The sequence below is a fragment of the Leisingera sp. ANG-DT genome (assembly GCF_000813785.1).
Classification (GTDB): Bacteria; Pseudomonadota; Alphaproteobacteria; order Rhodobacterales; family Rhodobacteraceae; genus Leisingera.
The window spans coordinates 158,791-178,588 of sequence record NZ_JWLE01000010.1 but is presented as its reverse complement, the minus strand read 5'-3'; the positions used below and the strand labels follow the sequence as shown (position 1 = coordinate 178,588).

The 19,798-nt window shown below is 63.8% G+C and carries 23 protein-coding genes, 1 other RNA gene and 2 pseudogenes; 17 read left to right on the top strand and 9 right to left on the bottom strand.

Annotation, left to right across the window (positions count from 1 at the left end):
- The first annotated feature begins 19 nt into the window (after positions 1–19).
- Both RA21_RS11715 and RA21_RS11710 read left to right on the top strand, forming a co-directional pair.
- The gene (locus RA21_RS11715) at positions 20–313 is read left to right on the top strand and encodes a YciI family protein (protein WP_019295737.1); all 294 of its coding nucleotides are present in this window, start codon (positions 20–22) and stop codon (positions 311–313) included.
- A complete protein-coding gene (locus RA21_RS11710) occupies positions 310–933 on the top strand; it encodes a DNA-3-methyladenine glycosylase I (protein ID WP_039149053.1) in 624 nt (207 codons plus the stop codon). The genes RA21_RS11715 and RA21_RS11710 overlap by 4 nt, the downstream gene beginning before the upstream one ends.
- Before the next feature lie 103 nt (positions 934–1,036).
- Here the strand turns inward: RA21_RS11710 and RA21_RS11705 are convergent, their stop codons facing one another.
- Positions 1,037–1,729, bottom strand: a complete 693-nt coding sequence (locus RA21_RS11705) for a metal-dependent hydrolase (protein WP_039149050.1) — start codon at positions 1,727–1,729, stop codon at positions 1,037–1,039.
- A gap of 186 nt (positions 1,730–1,915) precedes the next feature.
- Between RA21_RS11705 and gatC the strand changes: the two genes are divergently transcribed.
- The 5 genes from gatC to rnpB all read left to right on the top strand — a co-directional run bounded on the left by gatC (position 1,916) and on the right by rnpB (position 5,818).
- Positions 1,916–2,203 (top strand): Asp-tRNA(Asn)/Glu-tRNA(Gln) amidotransferase subunit GatC, encoded by a 288-nt coding sequence (gene gatC / locus RA21_RS11700; RefSeq protein WP_039149048.1) that lies wholly within the window; start codon positions 1,916–1,918, stop codon positions 2,201–2,203.
- A gap of 87 nt (positions 2,204–2,290) precedes the next feature.
- Positions 2,291–3,778, top strand: coding sequence for an Asp-tRNA(Asn)/Glu-tRNA(Gln) amidotransferase subunit GatA (gatA, locus tag RA21_RS11695; RefSeq protein ID WP_039149045.1), 1,488 nt, complete (start codon positions 2,291–2,293; stop codon positions 3,776–3,778).
- 40 nt (positions 3,779–3,818) lie between these two features.
- Positions 3,819–4,604: a hypothetical protein gene (locus RA21_RS11690; protein WP_039149042.1), complete on the top strand. Its 786-nt coding sequence runs from the start codon at positions 3,819–3,821 to the stop codon at positions 4,602–4,604.
- Positions 4,604–5,281 (top strand): N-acetylmuramoyl-L-alanine amidase, encoded by a 678-nt coding sequence (locus RA21_RS11685; protein WP_039149038.1) that lies wholly within the window; start codon positions 4,604–4,606, stop codon positions 5,279–5,281. Before RA21_RS11690 ends, RA21_RS11685 begins: the two co-directional genes overlap by 1 nt.
- A 131-nt stretch (positions 5,282–5,412) precedes the next feature.
- An RNA gene (gene rnpB, locus RA21_RS21995) (RNase P RNA component class A) lies at positions 5,413–5,818 on the top strand.
- Positions 5,819–5,904: 86 nt separating this feature from the next.
- Here rnpB and RA21_RS23510 read toward each other — a convergent pair.
- Positions 5,905–6,297, bottom strand: a pseudogene (locus RA21_RS23510) (adenylate/guanylate cyclase domain-containing protein); the annotation flags it as partial.
- On the opposite strand from RA21_RS23510, the gene RA21_RS23165 reads away from it, so the two are divergent.
- Complete coding sequence (locus RA21_RS23165; protein WP_082008936.1) at positions 6,256–6,606, top strand: hypothetical protein; 351 nt, start codon at positions 6,256–6,258, stop codon at positions 6,604–6,606. The pseudogene RA21_RS23510 and the gene RA21_RS23165 sit on opposite strands and share 42 nt — an antisense overlap.
- Here the strand turns inward: RA21_RS23165 and RA21_RS23505 are convergent.
- Positions 6,607–6,804: pseudogene (locus tag RA21_RS23505) on the bottom strand (hypothetical protein); the annotation flags it as partial. It abuts the gene before it with no gap.
- A 39-nt stretch (positions 6,805–6,843) separates the two neighbouring features.
- Between RA21_RS23505 and RA21_RS23160 the strand changes: the two are divergent.
- From RA21_RS23160 to RA21_RS11670, 3 genes are all read left to right on the top strand, one after another.
- Positions 6,844–7,305 carry a hypothetical protein gene (locus tag RA21_RS23160; protein ID WP_152610537.1) on the top strand — a complete coding sequence of 154 codons (462 nt, stop codon included), beginning with the start codon at positions 6,844–6,846 and terminating at the stop codon, positions 7,303–7,305.
- A gap of 339 nt (positions 7,306–7,644) precedes the next feature.
- Positions 7,645–7,812, top strand: a complete 168-nt coding sequence (gene rpmG / locus RA21_RS11675; RefSeq protein WP_008554190.1) for a 50S ribosomal protein L33 — start codon at positions 7,645–7,647, stop codon at positions 7,810–7,812.
- Positions 7,813–8,035: 223 nt separating this feature from the next.
- The gene (locus RA21_RS11670; RefSeq protein WP_019295729.1) at positions 8,036–8,422 is read left to right on the top strand and encodes a hypothetical protein; all 387 of its coding nucleotides are present in this window, start codon (positions 8,036–8,038) and stop codon (positions 8,420–8,422) included.
- 2 nt (positions 8,423–8,424) lie between these two features.
- On the opposite strand, the gene RA21_RS11665 is transcribed toward RA21_RS11670, so the two are convergent.
- The 3 genes from RA21_RS11665 to RA21_RS11655 all read right to left on the bottom strand — a co-directional run bounded on the left by RA21_RS11665 (position 8,425) and on the right by RA21_RS11655 (position 10,179).
- Positions 8,425–8,898, bottom strand: coding sequence for a GNAT family N-acetyltransferase (locus RA21_RS11665; protein WP_039149035.1), 474 nt, complete (start codon positions 8,896–8,898; stop codon positions 8,425–8,427).
- Positions 8,899–8,983: 85 nt separating this feature from the next.
- Positions 8,984–9,760 carry a Bax inhibitor-1/YccA family protein gene (locus RA21_RS11660; RefSeq protein WP_019295727.1) on the bottom strand — a complete coding sequence of 259 codons (777 nt, stop codon included), beginning with the start codon at positions 9,758–9,760 and terminating at the stop codon, positions 8,984–8,986.
- Positions 9,761–9,957: 197 nt separating this feature from the next.
- Positions 9,958–10,179, bottom strand: a complete 222-nt coding sequence (locus RA21_RS11655; RefSeq protein WP_019295726.1) for a DUF1127 domain-containing protein — start codon at positions 10,177–10,179, stop codon at positions 9,958–9,960.
- Between the two features lie 125 nt (positions 10,180–10,304).
- Here RA21_RS11655 and RA21_RS11650 point away from each other — a divergent pair, with 125 nt between their 5' ends.
- Positions 10,305–11,186: a LysR family transcriptional regulator gene (locus RA21_RS11650; RefSeq protein ID WP_039149032.1), complete on the top strand. Its 882-nt coding sequence runs from the start codon at positions 10,305–10,307 to the stop codon at positions 11,184–11,186.
- A 178-nt stretch (positions 11,187–11,364) separates the two neighbouring features.
- Here the strand turns inward: RA21_RS11650 and RA21_RS11645 are convergent, their stop codons facing one another.
- On the bottom strand, positions 11,365–12,330 hold the full coding sequence (locus RA21_RS11645; protein WP_039149029.1) for an NADPH:quinone oxidoreductase family protein: 966 nt from the start codon (positions 12,328–12,330) through the stop codon (positions 11,365–11,367).
- 348 nt (positions 12,331–12,678) lie between these two features.
- On the opposite strand from RA21_RS11645, the gene RA21_RS11640 reads away from it, so the two are divergent.
- The 3 genes from RA21_RS11640 (at position 12,679) to RA21_RS11630 (ending at position 15,408) form a co-directional block, all read left to right on the top strand.
- On the top strand, positions 12,679–13,050 hold the full coding sequence (locus tag RA21_RS11640) for a helix-turn-helix domain-containing protein (RefSeq protein WP_019295723.1): 372 nt from the start codon (positions 12,679–12,681) through the stop codon (positions 13,048–13,050).
- A 114-nt stretch (positions 13,051–13,164) separates the two neighbouring features.
- The gene (gene hisN / locus RA21_RS11635) at positions 13,165–13,965 is read left to right on the top strand and encodes a histidinol-phosphatase (protein ID WP_039149026.1); all 801 of its coding nucleotides are present in this window, start codon (positions 13,165–13,167) and stop codon (positions 13,963–13,965) included.
- A gap of 108 nt (positions 13,966–14,073) precedes the next feature.
- The gene (locus tag RA21_RS11630) at positions 14,074–15,408 is read left to right on the top strand and encodes an 8-oxoguanine deaminase (RefSeq protein ID WP_039149022.1); all 1,335 of its coding nucleotides are present in this window, start codon (positions 14,074–14,076) and stop codon (positions 15,406–15,408) included.
- Between the two features lie 64 nt (positions 15,409–15,472).
- Here RA21_RS11630 and guaD read toward each other — a convergent pair whose 3' ends face one another.
- Positions 15,473–16,759: a guanine deaminase gene (guaD, locus tag RA21_RS11625; protein WP_039149018.1), complete on the bottom strand. Its 1,287-nt coding sequence runs from the start codon at positions 16,757–16,759 to the stop codon at positions 15,473–15,475.
- A gap of 142 nt (positions 16,760–16,901) precedes the next feature.
- Between guaD and mgtE the strand changes: the two genes are divergently transcribed.
- On the top strand, positions 16,902–18,290 hold the full coding sequence (mgtE, locus tag RA21_RS11620; protein WP_039149015.1) for a magnesium transporter: 1,389 nt from the start codon (positions 16,902–16,904) through the stop codon (positions 18,288–18,290).
- A gap of 9 nt (positions 18,291–18,299) precedes the next feature.
- Positions 18,300–18,857 (top strand): 5-formyltetrahydrofolate cyclo-ligase, encoded by a 558-nt coding sequence (locus tag RA21_RS11615; RefSeq protein WP_039149012.1) that lies wholly within the window; start codon positions 18,300–18,302, stop codon positions 18,855–18,857.
- Here the strand turns inward: RA21_RS11615 and RA21_RS11610 are convergent.
- Positions 18,854–19,741, bottom strand: a complete 888-nt coding sequence (locus RA21_RS11610; RefSeq protein ID WP_039149009.1) for a LysR family transcriptional regulator — start codon at positions 19,739–19,741, stop codon at positions 18,854–18,856. The genes RA21_RS11615 and RA21_RS11610 overlap by 4 nt on opposite strands.
- Positions 19,742–19,798 lie beyond the last annotated feature (57 nt).

Genomic DNA, 19,798 nt, shown 5'->3' with positions numbered 1-19,798 from the left:
CGCATCACAGGAGACAAACATGTATTTCATTTTGCTGACATTTGCAGAGCAGAAGGGCCGCCTGGCCGAGTTTCTGGATGGCCACAAAGCCTGGCTGCAGCAGGGGTTCGAGGACGGGGTTTTTCTTGCTGCCGGCTCCATGACCGATGGCGAGGGTGGCGCGATCCTCGCCGTGGGCGAAAGCGAGGAGGACCTGTTCGCCCGTGTCGCGCAGGATCCTTTTGTGACCGGCGGCGTGGTGGAGCCGGAGATCATCGGCGTGGCGCCGACCATGATGGATCCCCGGCTGGATTTCCTGCGGGGCGGCGAATGAGCCGCATTTTCACCGCAGCCGATGGTCATAGCCGCTGTGCCTGGGCTGGCTCGGCGCCGGATTTCCTGCGGTACCACGACGAGGAATGGGGCTATCCGGTGGGCGAGGATATCCGCCTGTTCGAGAAGGTGTGCCTCGAAAGTTTCCAGTCCGGTCTCAGCTGGCGGACCATTCTCGACAAGCGCGAGAACTTCCGCGCCGCCTTTGCCGGGTTTGATTTCAACAAAATGGCGGAATTCGGCGTAGCGGATGTGGAACGGCTGCTGCAGGACAAGGGCATCATCCGCCACCGCGGCAAGATCGAAGCGGTGATCAACAATGCTGCGCGCGCCCAGGAACTGGTGGCGGAGGCGGGCTCGCTGGCAGCGTTTTTCTGGAGTTTCGAGCCGAAGGCGGAAGACCTGCCGGAGCCGCAGACCGTCTCCACCAGTCCTGAATCCGTGGCGCTGTCCAAGGCGCTCAAGAAACGCGGCTGGAAATTTGTCGGCCCCACTACCGCCTTTGCCTTCATGCAGGCGATGGGGCTGATCAACGACCACGCCCGCGGCTGCATCTGCCGCGAGAAGGCGGCTGCAGCCCGTGCGGCGTTCACCGTGCCGCAGACGAAACCGGCGGCTTGAAACGCGTCCGCGCCGGGCCGCAGGCCCGGAGCCACGCCCAACGGGAGCGGAACTGCCTGACAGATCCGGCGACGGGCGGGAGAGAGCCTTTACACCGCGCGGCTCAGACTTCGATTGCCTTCATCACTTCCGGCTCAATGACATCGACGCCGGGCAGCCCTTCGGTCAGGTCCTTGGCGTCCTGCTCCAGGACCGGGAAGCTCTTGTAGTGGCAGGGAATCACCGTTTTGAAATTGAAATAACGCTTCGCCGCATAGGCGGCTTGTTTCATGTCCATGGTGAAATGGCCGCCCGCCGACAGGATGCCAACGTCCGGCTTGTAGTAATCGCCCATCCACTCCATGTCGGCCATGATCGCGGTGTCGCCGGACAGGTAGACCGTCTTGCCCTCCGCCATCAGCATGTAGCCCACTTCCGAACCGCCGGTGCGCAGCCCGTCCTGGGTGTTGAAGGTGGAGCTGTGGGAGGCCGGAACCATCGCAACCTTGACGCCGCCGAGGTCCACCGTGCCGCCCTTGTTGAACCCGGTAGTCTGCACCCCTTCGGTCTCGCCCCAGAGGCCCATCAGGTCGTATTGCCCCACCACCGGCACCTCAAGCCGCTTCGCCAAGGGCAGTACGTCCACCACATGGTCGAAATGCACGTGGGTCAGCAGGATATGAGTGGCACCTGCAACCGCCGCCTCGTGGCTTTCTTCGGGCAAGACCGGGTTGCCGCTCAGCCAGGGGTCCACCAGCAGCACCAGGCCGCTTGTTTCGATACGGAATGAGCCGTGGCCCAGCCAAATGATCTTCATCGGTTTTTCCTCCCGTTGGCCTTGCTGTTGTCGTTGGCGGCAGCCTAACAGGCTGCGGGCGAAAAGGAATGCGGACGTGCCGGAAATTATGCCTGCGGGTCTGATTGCCGCCCGGCCACCCGTTGCAGGCTTGCAGCGCAGGCGGCACGGCGGTAAATGCCTACCCAACACCAGATGAGGGTTTCCATGTCGATTGACCAAAGCACCGCCGCCAAGGTGGCCAAACTGGCCCGGATCAAGGTCGAGGACGACGCTCTGCCGGCGCTGGCAGACGAGTTCAACAACATCCTGGGCTTCATCGAGCAGCTGAACGAGGTGGATGTCGAGGGCGTCGAGCCGATGACCTCCGTCACCCCGCAGCGCCTGAAGCGCCGGGTGGATGAAGTCACCGACGGCAGCCAGCAGGACAAGGTGCTGGCCAATGCGCCGGACGCCCGCGAAGGCTTCTTCGCAGTGCCCAAAGTCGTGGAGTAGTGAGCAGCGTCTTGGAAACCGTCCGGGGGACGGTTTCAGCTGTGAACGGGCGGAGCCCAATGACATTTGCCTAAGAGAGGCGATAAAATGACCGAACTCAATAAATTGACCCTGGCAGAGGCCCGCGATGCGCTGCGCAAGGGCGATACCACCTCCGTTGAACTGACCGAGGCCTGCCTCAAGGCAATCGACGCGGCTGATGCGCTCAATGCCTTCGTGCACAAGACGCCTGAGCTGGCAATGGAACGCGCCAAGGCTGCGGACGAGCGCATCAAGGCGGGCAATGCCCCCTCAATGTGCGGCCTGCCAATCGGCATCAAGGATCTGTTCTGCACCAAGGGTGTGCCCTCGCAGGCGGCCTCCAAGATCCTCGAAGGCTTCAAGCCGGAGTATGAATCCACCGTCAGCCAGAAGCTGGCCGATGCCGGCTCCGTCATGCTGGGCAAGCTGAACATGGATGAGTTCGCCATGGGCTCCTCCAACGAAACTTCCGTCTACGGCAACGCCGTCAGCCCCTGGCGCCGCGGCAATGACGATGCCCAGCTGACCCCGGGCGGCTCCTCCGGCGGTTCCGCCTCTGCCGTGGCAGCAGACCTCTGCCTCGCGGCCACCGGCACCGACACCGGCGGCTCGATCCGCCAGCCCGCTGCCTTCACCGGCACCGTTGGCATCAAGCCGACCTACGGCCGCTGCTCGCGCTGGGGCATCGTTGCCTTTGCCTCCTCGCTGGATCAGGCCGGCCCGATGACCAAGTCGGTGCGCGACGCCGCCATCATGCTGGAAGCCATGTGCGGCCACGACCCGAAGGATTCGACCTCTGCCGAACTGGCGGTTCCGGATTTCGAGGCGATGCTGACCGGCGACATCCGCGGCAAGAAGATCGGTATCCCCAAGGAATATCGCATGGACGGCATGCCGGGTGAAATCGAGAAACTGTGGTCCGATGGTGCCGAGATGCTGAAGGCCGCCGGTGCCGAGATCGTCGATATCTCGCTGCCCCACACCAAATACGCACTTCCGGCCTACTACGTGATTGCCCCGGCTGAGGCCTCCTCGAACCTGGCGCGCTATGATGGCGTCCGCTACGGCCGCCGCGCCACGCTGGAGGCTGGTGACGGCATCACCGAGATGTACGAGAAGACCCGCGCCGAGGGCTTCGGCCACGAAGTGCAGCGCCGCGTCATGGTCGGCACCTACGTGCTGTCGGCCGGCTTCTACGACGCCTATTACAACCGCGCCCGCCGCGTCCGCACCCTGATCAAGAAGGACTTCGAGGACGCTTTTGCTGCCGGTGTCGACGCAATCCTGACCCCGGCCACCCCGTCCGCTGCCTTTGGCCTTGGTGAGATGACAGAGGCAGATCCGGTGCAGATGTACCTGAACGACGTGTTCACCGTCACCGTGAACCTGGCGGGCCTGCCGGGTGTCGCGGTGCCTGCAGGGCTGGACAGCCAGGGCCTGCCGCTGGGGCTGCAACTGATCGGCAAGCCCTGGGAAGAGGGTGATCTGCTGAACACTGCCTATGCGCTGGAGAATGCGGCCGGCTTTGTAGCCAAACCGCAGCAATGGTGGTAAACCTCTGCGCAAGCAATTGAGCAGAGCTGACAGGTACCCCATGCGCGCATTCGCATCTTACGCCGCCGCAGGCAGCCTTCTGGTTATGGCTGCCTGTTCCCCCCAGGTTCCGGACAGCGCCGCGGGCGTTGGCATCGACGGCGACCCGTTTGCGCCGCCGCCGGCCGCAGGCACCACCATCAATGGCGATCCGCTGGTGCCGCCGGCGCGGGTATCCACCGAGTCGGTGCCGTCCCCGTCAGGGGCGGCGCTACGCAGCGCTGCCGCCACCACTTCGGCCGGTACCTTCAGCACCGCTGCGGCGGCGTCCAGCGATGCCGATATCGCCCGCCAGACAGAGGCAGCCCTGGCCGCCTCGCGCAGCAGTTCCAGCACCGGCACTGCACCGCTGGATGCAAGCCCCTCCAACCCGGCGCCGGCGCTGATCGGCAACGCCAGTATTTCGGACGAGAATGACTTTGAGGCGGTTGCCTCCCGCCAGTCGATCGAAAGCGATGCCGCCCGGCTTGAGCGCCAGCGGTCGCAGTACCAGCAGGTGCAGCCCACTGCCGTGCCGCAGCGGGCCGGCGATACCGGGCCGAACATCGTCAAATACGCGCTCAGCACCTCCAACCCCAAGGGGGTGCGCCTCTATACTCGCGCAGGCATCAACCTGAAGGCCCGCAGCGCGCGCAACTGCGCCGAGTTTGCGTCGCCGGATCAGGCCCAGATCGCGTTCCTCGAAAGCGGCGGCCCTCAGCGGGACCGCAAGGTGCTGGATCCGGACGGAGACGGCTTTGCTTGCGGCTGGGATCCGGCGCCGTACCGGCTGGCCGTCCAGAACTGATGACGCCTGATACGGGCAGGGCTGATCAGCCAGGCGCCATTTGGCATCCCAGCCCGAACTTCGGGCCGCGCAGGGACGGTCTGACACCGTCCCTGATTGTTTTGCACTACACCGCTATGGACAGTGCGCGTGCGGCGCTGGAGCGGCTTTGCGATCCGGCAGCAGAGGTCTCCGCCCACTACCTGATCGGCGCGGATGGGACCCTCTGGCAGATGGTGGCCGAGGACAGCCGGGCCTGGCACGCGGGGGCAGGCGAGTGGGCCGGGCAGGAGGATATCAACTCCCGTTCTATCGGCATTGAGCTCGACAACCTCGGTACCCATCCTTTCAGCGCGCTGCAGATGGCGGTGCTCGAAGATTTGATGCAGGGCATCATGCAGCGCTGGAATATCCCGCCTGCGGGCGTGATCGGCCATTCCTGCATGGCGCCGGGCCGCAAGTTCGATCCGGGTCCCCGCTTTGACTGGGCGCGCCTGGCCCGGCAGGGGCTGGCTGCGGATGGCGGGGGCGCACCTCTGCCGCAGACAGTGACCTTCTCGCACTTCCGCACCGCCGCCGCCGCCGCCGGTTTCACGGCGCTTTCCGCTGATGAAACGCTGCTGGCCGCCGTACGCCTCCGGTTCCGCCCCTGGGCGCGCGGCCCGCTCTCTGCTGAAGATTTCCTGCCGCTTGCCTAAGAGACCGGCGGGCTTCTTTCTGGTTTGCAATACCCAGGGGTGAATTGGCCCCGGGGCCAAGAGGGGCAACGCCCCTGCCGCCGAACTATCCGCTTGACGCCGCGCGCCGTTGTTCCTACGCCTCACCCCGCGCAGAAGGCTGGATGGCCGCGGGGAGCGTCCGCTCCGCGAGGAAAGTCCGGACTCCATGAAGCAGCGGTGCCGGGTAATGCCCGGGCGGGGAAACCCGACGGAAAGCGCCACAGAAAACAGACCGCCAGCCTCCGGGCTGGTAAGGGTGAAACGGTGGGGTAAGAGCCCACCGCGCCCCTGGCAACAGGGGCGGCACGGCAAGCCCCACCGGGAGCAATGCCAAATAGGGTCCCCGCGCGGGCAGGTTCCGGTCTTCCGGAAAAACGCCGCTAGGTTCGCTTCAGCCGAGAGGGACCGGGTTGGCAGCTTGAGCGGCGCAGCAATGCGCCGCCTAGATGAATGGCCATCGATCCCTGCCTTACGGGGCAGGGGGGACAGGATCCGGCTTACAGGCCTTCTGCGCGTTTAATCGGCTCATAGACGATGGCCGGCCCGGGAATGCCCTTCAAATCGAACTCTCCGGCCTCTTGCAAACCCGCACCTATGGCCTGGGCTGTTGTCTCGCACAGCAGGATCTGCCCGCTGTCTGCCTTGTCGCACAGCCTGGCTGCCAGATTGGGCGCTGCGCCAATGGCGGCATAGTCCAGCCGCCCTTCGAAACCGATTTGCCCCAGTGTTGCCTCGCCAGTGGCAATCCCGATCCCCAAGCCGATCAGGCTGCTGCCGGTTTGGAACGGTTTCACGGCATCCGGAAAGGCTGCCTGCATCTGCTGCGCTAGTGTCAGCGCCCGCTTGGCCGGATCCTCGCAGGGCAATGGCGCGTTGAACAGGACCAGCAGGCCGTCACCCAGAAACCGCTCCAGAGTGCCGCCGGCCTCCTCGATCAGCGGGCCAGAGGCCTGATGGAAGGCGTTGAGCGCGGCGATCACCTGCTCAGGGGGCACCGCACTGGCAAAGGCGGTAAAGCCACGCAGGTCGGCAAACAGAACCGTCACGGTGCGGCGCTGGCTGTTCAGCAGGGTGCTGCCGCCGCCCGCGTTCACGATCATCGCCGCCACTGGCTCCGGCAGGAAGCGGCGCAGCCTGTTGGTCCGTTCCAGTTCTGCGACCTGCTGCGCCACCTTGCGCTCCAGCTGGCTGTTCCAGGATTGCAGTTCTTCCTTTTGCGCATTGACCTCCTCGTAGAGCGCGCCCAGTTCCCGGCTCATGCTGTTCACGTTCCGTGCCAGCCCGCCGAATTCATCCCGGTTTGAAACCCTGGCCCGGGCCGTGAATTTCCCGGAGGCGACCGCACTCAGGGTGCGGCCGATCTGCTCCACCGGCCACAGCACGGAGGAGGAAATTGCATAGCCTGCCAGCAGCGACAAAAGAACGGCTGCCGCGCTGGCCCCGATGACCAGGGCGCGGGCGCGCTCGTAGGCTCTCGCGGTTTCCTGTGCGCGCAGGTTCATCCGCCGTTCGATGTCCTTGGCGATTGTATAAGCATCGCGTTGCAGGCTCAGGGCGATTGGGGTGAACTGTTTATCGACCAGCTCCGCGACCTTGGCCGTCTCACCCGACCTGCGCGCCTGCACGAGGTCCGCCGCAACCCCCGGCAGGCGGCTTGCGGTTTTCTGCAGGTTTGCAAGCCGGGGATCCCTTGGCAGCTTCTGCCGTTCCACTTGCCGTGCGTAACGGGCGATGATCACCGTCAGGTCATTAGCTTCGTTCAGGGCCTGGGCAGAGGGCACCCCCATCCTTCCAGGAGACCCGGTTTTGCTGGACAGGGCAAATACCATGGTGTCGCCTGCACTTTGATAGATGCGGTTGTAAGCTGCGATCTGCTGCTGATCGCGGATCAGCAGGCGGGTTCGCTCATTTGCCTGCTGCAGTGTCTGCAACCCCAGAATGGCAAGCAGGATGACCAGCCCGGTCCCGGTCAGGAAGGCGGCCAGCAGCTTGTACCGCAGTGAAACCGACAGCCCGGCCACCGCCTGCACCAGAAGATTCGGCTGCGGATCTGTCTGGCTGGTCTCCCTGTGCTCAGGCATCGGCAGGGCTTTCGGTATGTGGCGCGACGGGTTATGCCAATAAAATGGGGCAAACAGCCGTTAAGGCCATGTTTCACCGTGTTTCAGCGGGGTTGCGCAGCCGAAAACCCCGGTTCTGCCGTCCGGGGCGGCAGATTTGGCCTTCCGGGGCGGCTTCCGGGCGATTTGGCTGTTGACTTGGGGCACAGGGCGGGTAAAAGCCGGGCTTCAGATAGGAATTTACCGAGAGGCCCCTGCCTTTTCGGACGCAGGAGAAGCACCATGGCGAAGCCGACCACCATCAAGATCCGCCTGAACTCGAGCGCGGGCACCGGCCACTTCTATGTGACCAAGAAAAATGCACGCACCATGACCGAGAAAATGGTTGTGCGTAAGTATGACCCGGTTGTGCGCAAGCACGTCGAGTACAAAGAAGGCAAAATCAAGTAAGCCTTCCTTTCGAGATGATTTCCGGAAACGGGTCGCGCTGCGCGGCCCGTTTTCTTTTGGGGCATGTGGTCCGTATGCCTGCTGCCTTCAATTGTCGGAAAAAGCTGCGCGCATTGTCCTGCGCCCCGGCACCTTCTCGCCCCATTTCACGCCTAGCCTGATGCCCTGGGTGAACAAATGAACGGGTGGATGTGCAGTGCGGGTTTTCTTCTTGGCAGCGGTAATGTCAGTGGCCGGGGCACCGGTTTCCAGTTTCTTTGAGACCAAGGCGGCGGTGCCGCTGCCCCCGGCGGTCAGCGTTGAGCCTTTGCCCGCAGCTGGAACTGCCGGGGAGGGCGGGACAGCCCGTCAGGTGGTTGCCGAGCATAGCGTCGGCATCAACGGACGCAGGCTGGCCCTCAGTGTGATGCGCGAGGGCAGCGCCGGTATTGCGGTGCTGAGCGCAGCCGGAACCAGTGCGGTGCCTGTATTGCCTGAGATTGCCGAGGTGCAATTGCTGAACTTGATCCGCAGCGTCTCAGGCTGCCGCGTGTACGGCGGCCTCAGTGAGCTTGCGGGCCGCCAGGGCATTGTTGCCATCTCCGCCGGCCTCGACTGTTCCGGGGGCTGACCTCAGGCGCGCCACTCTGCCACGGTCAGCACAGGTTCCATCCCCATGCCCTGCATCAGCGCGGCGGAGGCGCTGTTGAACGGCGCATAGGTGGCCGCAACCACGGTCGCGCCTTCCGCCAGCGCCCGCGTCCTCATGGCTTCCACCAGCGCCTTGCCAACACCCATCCGGCGCCTGGCTTCGGTGACGGAGATATGGTGCAGCATGGCGCGTTTCTCCGCCGCCCTGATGGGCAGGGCGGGGCGGTCCTGCAGTTCATAAATCAGGTAGCCCAGCAGCGCCCCCTGCGGGCTCTCAGCAGCTAGTGCATGGACGTTGTCCCCCTGCAGCCAGTCCTGCAGCCAGGCAGCCAGATCGTCGCTGCCAGGGGCCGGTACATGCCTCTCCGGCTGATGTTCCGCGTGCAGTGCGTGCAAGTCCTGCAACAATGGCAGCAAACGGCCTGCCTCGGACGCCGGGATCTCAATGATTTTCATGGGTGTTCCCCTTGTTATTGTTGTTCAAATGAAAAGGGGCGGATCGTTGAGATCCGCCCCTCGCTGTTTGGAATGTGGCCTGCGGTTATTCGCGGTTGCCAAGCAGCTGGAGCAGCATCATGAACATGTTGATGAAGTCCAGATACAGGCTCAGCGCGCCCATGATCGCGGACTTTGCCAGCCACTCCTGGTCGCCGGCATGGGCCATCTGCAGGTAGTCGTTCTTGATGCGCTGGGTGTCATATGCGGTCAGGCCCGCAAAGATCAGCACGCCGATCACCGAGATCGCAAATGCCATGGCGGAGGACGCCAGGAAGATGTTGACGATTGACGCCACGATCAGGCCGATCAGGCCCATGATCAGGAAGGAACCCATGCCGCTAAGGTCCTTCTTGGTGGTGTAGCCCACCAGCGACAGGCCGGCAAAGGCGATGGAGGTGATCAGGAACACCTGCACGATGCTTTCGCCGGTGAAAACCAGGAAGATCGAGCTGATCGACAGGCCCATCACGGTGGCAAAGACATAGAACAGCAGCTGCACGCCGGCCGCGGACATACGGTTGGCGGCGGCACCGATGCCGAAGATGAAGGCCAGCGGGGCAAACATGATCACCCACTTCAGCGGCGAGGCATAAAGCGCATAGCCGATGTTGGTCAGGTATTTGTCAGCGCTCAGCTGGGCCACGGCGTTGGCCGGGTCAGAAGTAACAGCCAGCCCGGCAATCGCCCAGGCGGCCAGGAAGGTGATGAACGTGCCTGCCGACATGGTGGCATAGACTTTGTTCATATGGGCGCGGAGGCCCTCATCAATCTGCTGGGCGCGGGCGCCTGCGGCAGAGCGGATGGTGTCGAATTGTGCCATATTGAATGGTCTCCGTAATCTACTCCCTTGCTGCCGGCACACGAAACGGACCGCGGGCCGCAGCTTTCCCGCCAAATATCGGGTGAAGCAGAGTTCGGTTCAAGTATTTCGGACAAAGAAATACATGAAAAACAACAAAACGGGCCGCGTTGAAGCGGCCCGTCTGCAAAGGTGCGCACGGTAAAGTCGGAGCTTACTCAGAAACTCCAGTGATCCGGCGCCTTCCAGAACCCGCCGCGGGCCTCCGCGTCCGCCTGGGCGCGGGTCACGCCGATGTCCTCCAGCGCGCGGGCGTCCAGCCGGGACAGCTGGCGGCGCTGGCGCCAGGCAGCCAGATGCAGCCGCAGGCGTGCGGTCAGGGAAAGCTGCGGTTTCACGCGGTGGCAAGAGGTGGTGCAGGCAGAGGTTGCGAGGGTCATGGGCTTGGTCCTTCAGTTGAGTTTGTGATGCATCCCTTCTGGGTGATCAATTGTGTTGATGAATATGGGCCTCTGTGGCATATTTTTAAAACGAATGTTTTTGATCCAATGAATCAGGTTTTGTGATGGTAAGAAATCTCGATATCACCACGCTCCGCTCCTTTGTGGCGGTGGCGGAATACGGCGGGGGGACCCGCGCCGCCGGTTTCCTGCATCTGACCCAGTCGGCGGTCTCGATGCAGATGAAGCGGCTGGAGGAACTGCTGGGGCTGGAGTTGCTGGACCGGTCCGGCCGTACCATTGCCTTGACAGCAGAAGGCGAGCAGATGCTGGGTTATGCCCGCAAGATGGTGGCGTTGAACGATGAGGTGATCAGCCGGCTGACCGATCAGGCCTTTGAGGGCGAGGTGCTTTTGGGGGTACCGCATGATGTGGTGCATCCGGTCATTCCCCAGGTACTGAAGCGGTTCAGCCTCAGCTATCCACGGGTTAATGTGAACCTCTGCACCTCCAACACCCGCGATCTGAAGACCGAGTTTGCACGCGGTGCCTTCGACCTGATCCTGACTACTGAGACCGGTGCGGGTGAGGGGGCAGAGAAGATCCACAGCATGCCGCTGCGCTGGGCCGGCGCGCCGGACGGATCGGTCTGGCGGCAGCGGCCCCTGCGGCTTGGCTTCTGCCGCAACTGCAGCTTCCGCCCGGTCGCCACGGCGGCGCTGGATGAGGCAGGCATCGAATGGGAAATGGCGCTGGACAGCGATTCCGACCGCACGGTTGAGGCGACAATCAGCGCCGACCTGGCGGTTGGGGTACTGATGGAAGGCACCCAGCCGTCTTATCAGGAACTGATCGGCCCGGGCTGCGGCTTGCCGGAGCTGCCAATGCAGCATATCAATCTTTACGGGGCAGAACGCGTGCATGCGCCCTATGTCGAGGAACTGGCGGAGTTCATCCGGCAGGGGTTCCAGGGACTATGGTCCACGCCGCTGCGCGCCGCCAGCTGAGCCGCAAGCAAGGGAGAGCTCCCGCGCCCGCAGGCTGCCCTGGCTTCGCCAGTGCATCCTTGGCGGCCTTGGGCCAGGCTCAGCGCCGCAGGCGCTGAGCCTGGCCCAACCGCTGCGGTGCATTTTGCAGAAATGCTCTGTCTGCGGGCGGGAGCCCTGACTGCTGCCGCTGGGCCTGTCAGCTGCCGTCCATGGTGATCACCACCTTGCCGGTGGATTTGCGGCTGCGCAGCAGTTCCAGCCCTTCGGCGGCCTGCGCCAGCGGCAGCGTGTGGCTAATATGCGGCTTGATGCGGCCTTCGCCATGCCAGGCGAACAGTGTCTCAAACGACTTGCGCACCGCATCGGGCCGGAACTTCATGTAGCCGCCCAGATAGAAGCCGATCACCGTCAGGTTCTTCACCAGCAGGTGATTGGCCGGGATCTGCGGCACCTCTCCGCCGGCAAAGCCCACCGGCAGCAGCCGCGCACCGGGGTTGGCGGACCGGAAGGCGGCTTTCCACACATCGCCGCCCACCGCATCATAAACTACATCGGCGCCCCCAAGCGCCTTGACCGCATTGCGCAGGTCCTCGCCGGCGTCGATCAAATGATCGGCGCCGGCAGCAGCGGCCACATCCAGCTTGTCCCGGCCGCGGGCCTGGGCAATCACCGTTGCCCCCATCAGCTTGCCGATTTCCACCGCCGTCAGCCCGACTCCGCCCGCGGCACCGGTTACCAGCAGGGTCTCGCCGGGTTGCAGGCGGGCACAGTGATCCAGCGCCATATGGCTGGTGCCATAGGCAATCTGCATCGCCGCGGCATGTTCGAAACTCATCGCATCCGGAATCCGGATCAGCCGGGCGGCATCAAAGACACCTGCCTCCGCCAGCCCGCCGGCGCCGCTGAACACTGCGACCCGGTCGCCAATTTCAAAGCCTTCCGTGCCATCACCAAGCGCCGTCACCACCCCGGCCGATTCCAGCCCCAGGGTAAAGGGAGGCGCAGGGGTGTCCTGATAGGTGCCCTTCATCATCAGAAGATCGGCAAAGTTCAGCCCGCAGGCACGCAGCGCAACGGCGGCCTCGCCTGGACCGGGTGCCGGGCATTGCGTTTCCGTCAGGGTTGCTGGTCTGTCAAAAGCGGAGACTTGGAAAGCCTGCATGTGTTCTCCTCACCTTTTGCGGGAATCGGCTTGATTCGCCGGGGCACACTGCCGGTGTGCCGCTGCAGCTTACACCTCGCTATTTCTGGGGAGGTACGCGATCCGCAGCCGCTTGGCAATAAAACGTTTGGAAAAATGCTGCGTGAAATCATGATCTTGGGTTGCAAGTCCCCGTCAAGGGCGACGGCAGCCTTGCAATCAACCGCAAGGGTTGTACACTTTTGCTCAGAGGTTGAAGACTGATCGTGCTGATGGGGATCGTGCTTCCGGCAGGCATACGAAGCTGCCAGAGCACTTTATTGGTAGAGCGGTCCGGAATTTGGCCAAATTGACAGTTAGGAGAAACGCATGGCTCATCCCGTAGACGTGCACGTGGGAAAGCGCATTCGCCACCGCCGGTGGCTGATCGGTATGACACAGCAGCAGCTTGCCGAGCAGGTCGGCATCAAGTTCCAGCAGATCCAGAAATATGAAACCGGTGCCAACCGGGTCAGCGCCTCCCGTCTTTGGGATATTTCCGATGCGCTGGAAGTTCCGGTGAGCTTCTTCTTCGAAGGCTTGCAGGAAGAGGGCAAGGCCCCGGCTGAGAAAGCCTCCGTGCCTGAGGACCTGATGGGGGACAAGGAAGCGCTGGACCTGGTGCGTTCCTATTATTCAATCCCGGAAAACCAGCGCCGCCGCCTGTTTGAACTGGCCCGCGTGCTGAGCGACGTTGCCTGAGACGGGGCAGGGTCCGGATCACAACCCGGGCCTGACAGGAATTTGCAGCGCAAAACCGGTGAGTGACAGGGTTTGCGCTTGCAATGACAGCGTCTGGGTGGCACCCGTTCGGGTATGACACAGGCATCACTCACGGACCTCGACGTAGCGAACAGGATGGCAGACGCGGCACGCGCTGCCATCCTGCCGCATTTCAGAACCTCCTCTTTGAATGCTGAGAACAAGCTCGAGGGCGGATTTGATCCGGTGACCGTGGCTGACCGGGCCGCCGAGCAGGCGATGCGGGCGGTCTTGGCAGATCTGCGTCCCGAGGACGGTATCCTGGGTGAAGAGTTCGGTGCCGCGGCCGGCAGTTCAGGCCGCACCTGGGTGCTGGACCCGATCGACGGCACCCGCGGCTTCATCAGTGGAACGCCGACTTGGGGGGTGCTGATTGCGCTGTCGGATGACAACGGCCCCTTCCTCGGCGTGATCGACCAGCCCTACACCGGCGAGCGTTTCTGTGGCGGGGCAGAGATTGCCTCGATGACCGGTCCGCTGGGTGAAATGCCTTTGCGGACCCGCGGCACAGCGGCGCTGTCGGATGCAATCCTGTTCACCACTTTCCCTGAGGTCGGAACCGCGGAAGAGCGTGCAGGCTTTGAACGCGTGGCGGCGCAAGCCAAGCTGACCCGCTATGGCATGGATTGCTACGCCTATGCGCTGGTGGCGGCAGGGCAGGCGGATCTGGTGATCGAGGCGGGCCTCAACGCTTATGACATTCAGGCGCCGATTGCGGTGATCCAGGCGGCGGGCGGCGTTGTCACTGACTGGCAGGGCAACCCGGCCCACAACGGCGGCCGCGCCTTGGCGGCAGCCAATGCGGAAATCCACGCCGCCGCGCTGGAACTGCTGCGCCAGACGCAGACGGGTTGAAACCGGCGGCCCCGGTCTATAGTCTCCCGGCAGGCCGGTTCTTCGCCCGTTTTCCATCGGCCGATCACACATTCCCATGAAGCGGGCTGTCTATTGGAGTGTGTGGATATGACAGAGATCCTGATTCAAAACGCTGATACCGTCCTGACCATGGACGATTCCCGTCGTGTTCTGCACGGTGCTGATGTGCTGATCCGTGGCGGAGTGATTGCCGCAGTGGGGCAGGGGCTTCAGACCCGCGGAGAGGTGGTCTCCGGCCGCGGCTGCGTGGTCACCCCCGGGCTGGTGAACACCCACCACCACCTGTACCAGAACCTGACCCGCGCGGTGCCGGGCGGACAGGACGCGCTGCTGTTCGGCTGGCTGCAAACGCTGTACCCGATCTGGTCGCGCTTTGGCCCGGACGAAATGTTCATCTCCGCTCAGTTGGGCCTTGCCGAACTGGCGCTGTCTGGCTGCACCCTCAGCTCCGACCACCTGTACCTCTATCCCAATGGCGCCCGGCTGGAGGACACCATCCATGCCGCCCGCGACATCGGTGTGCGGTTCCATCCGACTCGCGGCGCCATGAGCATCGGTGAAAGCGACGGCGGACTGCCTCCGGACAGCCTGGTCGAGGAAGAGCGCGCCATCCTCGACGACATGATCCGGGTGGTGGATGCTTTTAATGATCCGTCCGAAGGCGCCATGTGCCGCGTCGGTCTGGCGCCGTGCTCGCCGTTTTCAGTTAGCCGCGAGCTGATGCGCGACGCCGCGCTGCTGGCCCGTGACAAGGGCGTTATGCTGCACACACATCTGGCCGAAAATGACGAGGACATCGCCTATTCCGAGGAGAAATTCGGCTGCCGCCCCGGCCAGTACGCAGAGGAGCTGGGCTGGACCGGCGATGATGTTTGGCATGCCCATTGCGTGAAACTTGACGCGCAAGAGATTGATCTCTTTGCCAGAACCCGCACCGGCGTCGCCCATTGCCCCTGTTCCAATTGCCGCCTTGGCAGCGGCATAGCGCCGGTGCGCGCGATGCGGGATGCAGGCGTGCCGGTGGGGCTGGGCGTGGACGGCTCCGCCAGCAACGACATGGCCAGCCTCTCAGCGGAGGCTCGCCAGGCCATGCTCTTGCAGCGGGTTGCAAACGGGGCTGACGCGATGAGCGCTTATGAAGCGCTGGAGATCGCCACCCGCGGCGGCGCTGACGTGCTGGGCCGCCCTGATTGCGGCCGCTTGGAGCCGGGCAAGCGCGCCGACATCGCCATATGGGACACCAGGTGTGTGGCCTCCAGCGGAAGCTGGGACGCGGCGGCGCTGCTGTTGGCCGGCCCAACCCAGGTCAAGCATCTGTTTGTCGAGGGCAAGCAGATCATCCGCAGCGGCGAGCTGACCACCCTGGACTTGCCGCAGTTGATCGAACGCCACGGCCAGCTGGCGCAACGGCTAATGCAGTGAGAGATCCGGCCTTCATCTGGCTGAAAGTATCCCCGCAGCAGGCAGAGGCGCATCAGCGCCTCTCCTAAACCTGCCGGCCGCCGATCCAGACCTCGGCAATCGCCCGGTCATCGCCCATCATTATGGTCGGGAACACCGCTTCCCAAATGTCATCGGCCCGCGCTGACCGCTGGGCGATGGCCGGAGTGGAGGCGAGGTCCAGCACCACCAGATCCGCTTCCATGCCTGCCGCGATGTTGCCGGTCTTGCCTTCCATCCGCAGCGCTGTGGCCGAGCCTTGCGTCGCCAGCCACAACAGCTGCGCCGCGTGCAGCGGGGTGCCGCGCAACTGGCCAATCTCATAGGCCGCTGCCATCGTGCGCAGCATCGAGAAACTCGACCCGCCGCCGGTGTCGGTGGCAAGGCCGATCCGCTGGCCTTCGGCCATCAGCCCGGCCATGTCAAAAAGGCCGGAGCCGATGAAGGTGTTCGACGTCGGGCAATGGATCAGCGCCGCGCCGTAGTCCCGCAGCCGGTGCCGCTCGCGTTCCTCCAGGTGGATGGCGTGGCCGTAAAGCCCCTTGGCGCCTAAGAGGCCGAACTCCTCATAGGTGTCCAGATAATCGCGGGCCTGCGGGAACAGCGATTTCACCCACTCGATCTCATCGGTCTGCTCGCTCAGATGCGTCTGCATCAGGCATTCCGGGTGCTTGGCCCAGAGCGCGCCCATTGCCTCCAGCTGTTCCGGGGTCGAGGTTGGGGAGAACCGTGGTGTGATGGCGTATTCCAGCCGGTCCACCCCGTGCCAGCGCCCGATCAGCGCGTCACTATCGTCATAGGCCGATTGCGCCGTGTCCCGCAGCCCTTCCGGCGCATTGCGGTCCATGCAGGTCTTGCCCGCAACCACTCGCTGCCCGCGCGCCTGCGCCGCAGCAAAGAATGCATCCACGCTCTCCGGGTGAATGGTGCAGTAGCTGCAGACCGTGGTGGTGCCGTGCGCCGCGGTCAGATTCAAATAGCGGTTTGCGATTTCATCCGCATAGGCGCGGTCGCCGAACCTCATTTCCTCCGGGAAGGTGTAGCTGTTCAGCCAGTCGATCAGCCGCTTGCCCCAGCTGGCGATGATTGCGGTCTGCGGGTAATGCACATGGGCATCGACGAACCCCGCCATGATCAGCTTGCCGGAATGACCCACGGTCTCCGCCTCCGGCAGCAGCGCCTGCATCTCTGCCAGCGTCCCGACACCTGCAATCCGCCCGTCCTGCACTGCCACCGCGTCCAGCAGCCGGGCCGCGTCCTCTGGGCGCTCGCCTGCAAAGGGAGACGCGGAAAAGGCAAGAACCTGCCCCTTCAGGATGTAACCGTTGCCCATGCGCTGAACCCTTTCCTTGCAAAATGGCTCCGCGCAGGATACCCGCCGGAAGGGCGCGGGTAAATTGCAGCATTGCCATTGTTTTCCGGTGGCGGCCTCTTCTATTTTGCACACAAAGACCAATAAATTCGGGGGGCATCAGATGAGCAGCGGCGACAACATCACCGGCGACCAGTCTCAGGAAGATGCCTATGACCTCGACCGCAAGATGGTCTCGCAGGTTCTGGAGGCGGTAGAGCAGGGCGATCAGAAGGCTCTGACGGAACTTCTGGAAGACCTTCACGCAGCCGACATCGCCGACCTTCTGGAACAGATCGATTCCGATGACCGGATCAGCCTGATCCGGCTTTATGACCGGGAATTCGACGGCGAGATCCTGTCGGAGCTGGACGAGAGCATCCGCGAAGAGGTGATCTCGATCCTGAACCCGATGGTTCTGGCGGATGCGGTGCGGGAACTGGACAGCGATGACGTTGTCGACCTGCTGGAAGACCTGGAGGTGCCGCAGCAGGAAGCCATCCTGGATGCGCTGGAAGACGCCGACCGGGTCGCCGTCGAACAGTCGATGAGCTTTCCGGAAAACTCCGCCGGCCGCCTGATGCAGCGCGAGGTGGTGATGGCGCCCGAACATTGGAATGTCGGGCAGGCTATTGATTTCATGCGCAACTCCGACGATTTGCCGGAACAGTTCTATCACGTTGTTCTGGTCGATCCCCGCCTGCATCCGATCGGCAATGTCACCCTGGGCCGGATCATGGGCGCCAAGCGCCATGTGACGCTGACCGATCTGGTCGAGGACACCTTTCAGGTCATTCCCGCCGATCAGGACGAGGAGGACGTGGCCTATGCCTTCAACCAGTACCACCTGATCTCGGCCCCTGTGGTCGATGACGAAGGGCGGCTGGTTGGCGTCATCACCATCGACGATGCGATGATCGTGCTGGACGAGGAACACGAGGAGGACATCCTGCGCCTCGCCGGTGTGGGCGAGGAAAGCTCGCTTGCCGACCGGGTGATCGAGACCACCAAGCGCCGCTTCCCCTGGCTGGCGGTGAACCTGGTGACAGCGGTGCTGGCCTCGCTGGTGATTGCCCAGTTTGAGGCGGCAATTGCCCAGATCGTGGCGCTGGCGGTGCTGATGCCGATTGTTGCCTCGATGGGCGGCAATGCGGGCACCCAGTCGCTGACGGTTGCCGTGCGCGCCATCGCCACCCGCGACCTCACCGGTTCCAACGTCTGGCGGGTGATCCGGCGGGAGGTGCTGGTGGGGCTGGTCAACGGGGTGATCTTTGCCATCGTCATGGGGCTGGTGGGCCTGGCCTGGTTCGGCTCGCCGATGCTGGGCGTGGTGATTGCCGTCGCTATGGTGGTCAATCTGGTCGTGGCGGGGCTGGCAGGAACGGTGATCCCGGTTCTATTGGAGAAAACCGGAATTGACCCGGCGCTGGCCTCTGGCGCTTTTGTGACCACGGTGACCGACGTGGTGGGCTTTTTCGCCTTCCTGGGCCTTGCGGCCGTTCTATTGCTCTAGGAGACCGCCATGACGGATCTGACTGAAATCAAGGCCGCCGCCCGCAAAGCCGCCTTTGCCCGCCGCAAGGAGGCGCACGCCCGCAATATCCCTGGCGCCGCAGGCCACCTGTCGGAGGTGCTGGCGGGCTACCGCGGCGTGCCGTTGTCGGGCTACATGCCGATCCGGACTGAGATCGACCCCGTACCCGCCATGTCTGAAGCCGCAGCCCATGGGCCAGTTGGCGTGCCGGTGATCCTGGGGCAGGGGCAGCCTTTGAAATTCAGCCGCTGGCAGCCCGAAGGTGCGCTGCGCGAGGGACCTTTCGGTGCCATGGTTCCTGAGGTGGATGACTTCTTTGAGCCGGAAATCCTGGTGGTGCCGCTGGTTGCCTTCGATTCCAAGGGCGGGCGGCTCGGCTATGGCGGCGGTTTCTACGACCGCACGCTGGAACTGCTGCGCGGCAAGCGGGGCACCTTGGCGATCGGCTTTGCCTTCGATGCGCAGGAGGCCGAAGATCTGCCGCTGGAGCCCACCGACCAGCCGCTCGACATGATCGTAACCGAAAGCCGCATTCTGCAGTTCTAATCCGCTAGCCGGGCGCAGGTTCTGCGGATCGCGGCTTCGAAGAAGGCGAGGCGCGCCGGCGGCGCCTCCTGCTTCTGCCGGACCAGCCACAGGTCATCCTCCAGCGGCGCCTTCAGTGCCGCGGTACGGAAGGTTCCTTGGCCCTGCTGCGCCAGAACAGCGCTTTGCGGCAGGATGGTGTAACCGGCCCCGGCAGATACCGGGCTCAGGATTTGGCCGATCTGGTTGAGGAAGGCGCGCCTGCGCAACCCGGCGGAGCCGCGATAGTCAGGATAGTTTGCCGCCAGCAGCCGGTCTGCCAGGGCGGCGGCGTCAGGGTGGTCAACCAGCCCCAGTTTCTGCAGCGTTTCAAACTCAGGCCTGTCTGCCCCATCTGACGGCAGGATCAGGTTCAGCCGGTCGCGCCCCAGCCGCTCCGCCATCAGCCGCGGCGCATCCAGCTCACGGTGCAGGATGCCCAGATCCAGCTCCCCGGACAGCAGTAGCGCTTCGATGGAGGCTTGCGGTGCCGCCTGCAGCGACAGCGTCAGTTCCGGCCAGCGCGCCAGATGCGCCTCCACCTCGGTGTAGATCAGAACCGCCAGCCCGCCGGGGCAGGCGATGCGCACATGGCCGCGGCCGGGATCATCCTGTCCCAGATCCTGGCGCAGCGCGTCTTCTTCAGCCTGACGCCTGCGGCCGAGCGCGGCCAGCGCAACGCCTGCGTCCGTCAGGCTGAAGCTTTTGCCGTGGCGGACCAGCAGCGGCCTGCCCACCTGCTGCTCCAGCTTCTTGACGTGCTGGGTGACCCCGGGCTGGGTCATGTTCAGCCGCGCTGCGGTGCGTGTGAAACTGTCCAGTCTGCTCAGCACAGTGAAGGTTTCCAGCCAGGTGGCATTCAGCATCTTTGGCTCGCTTCGTTATGGATTGCATAATGAATGATAATTTTTCCTTCTTCTCCT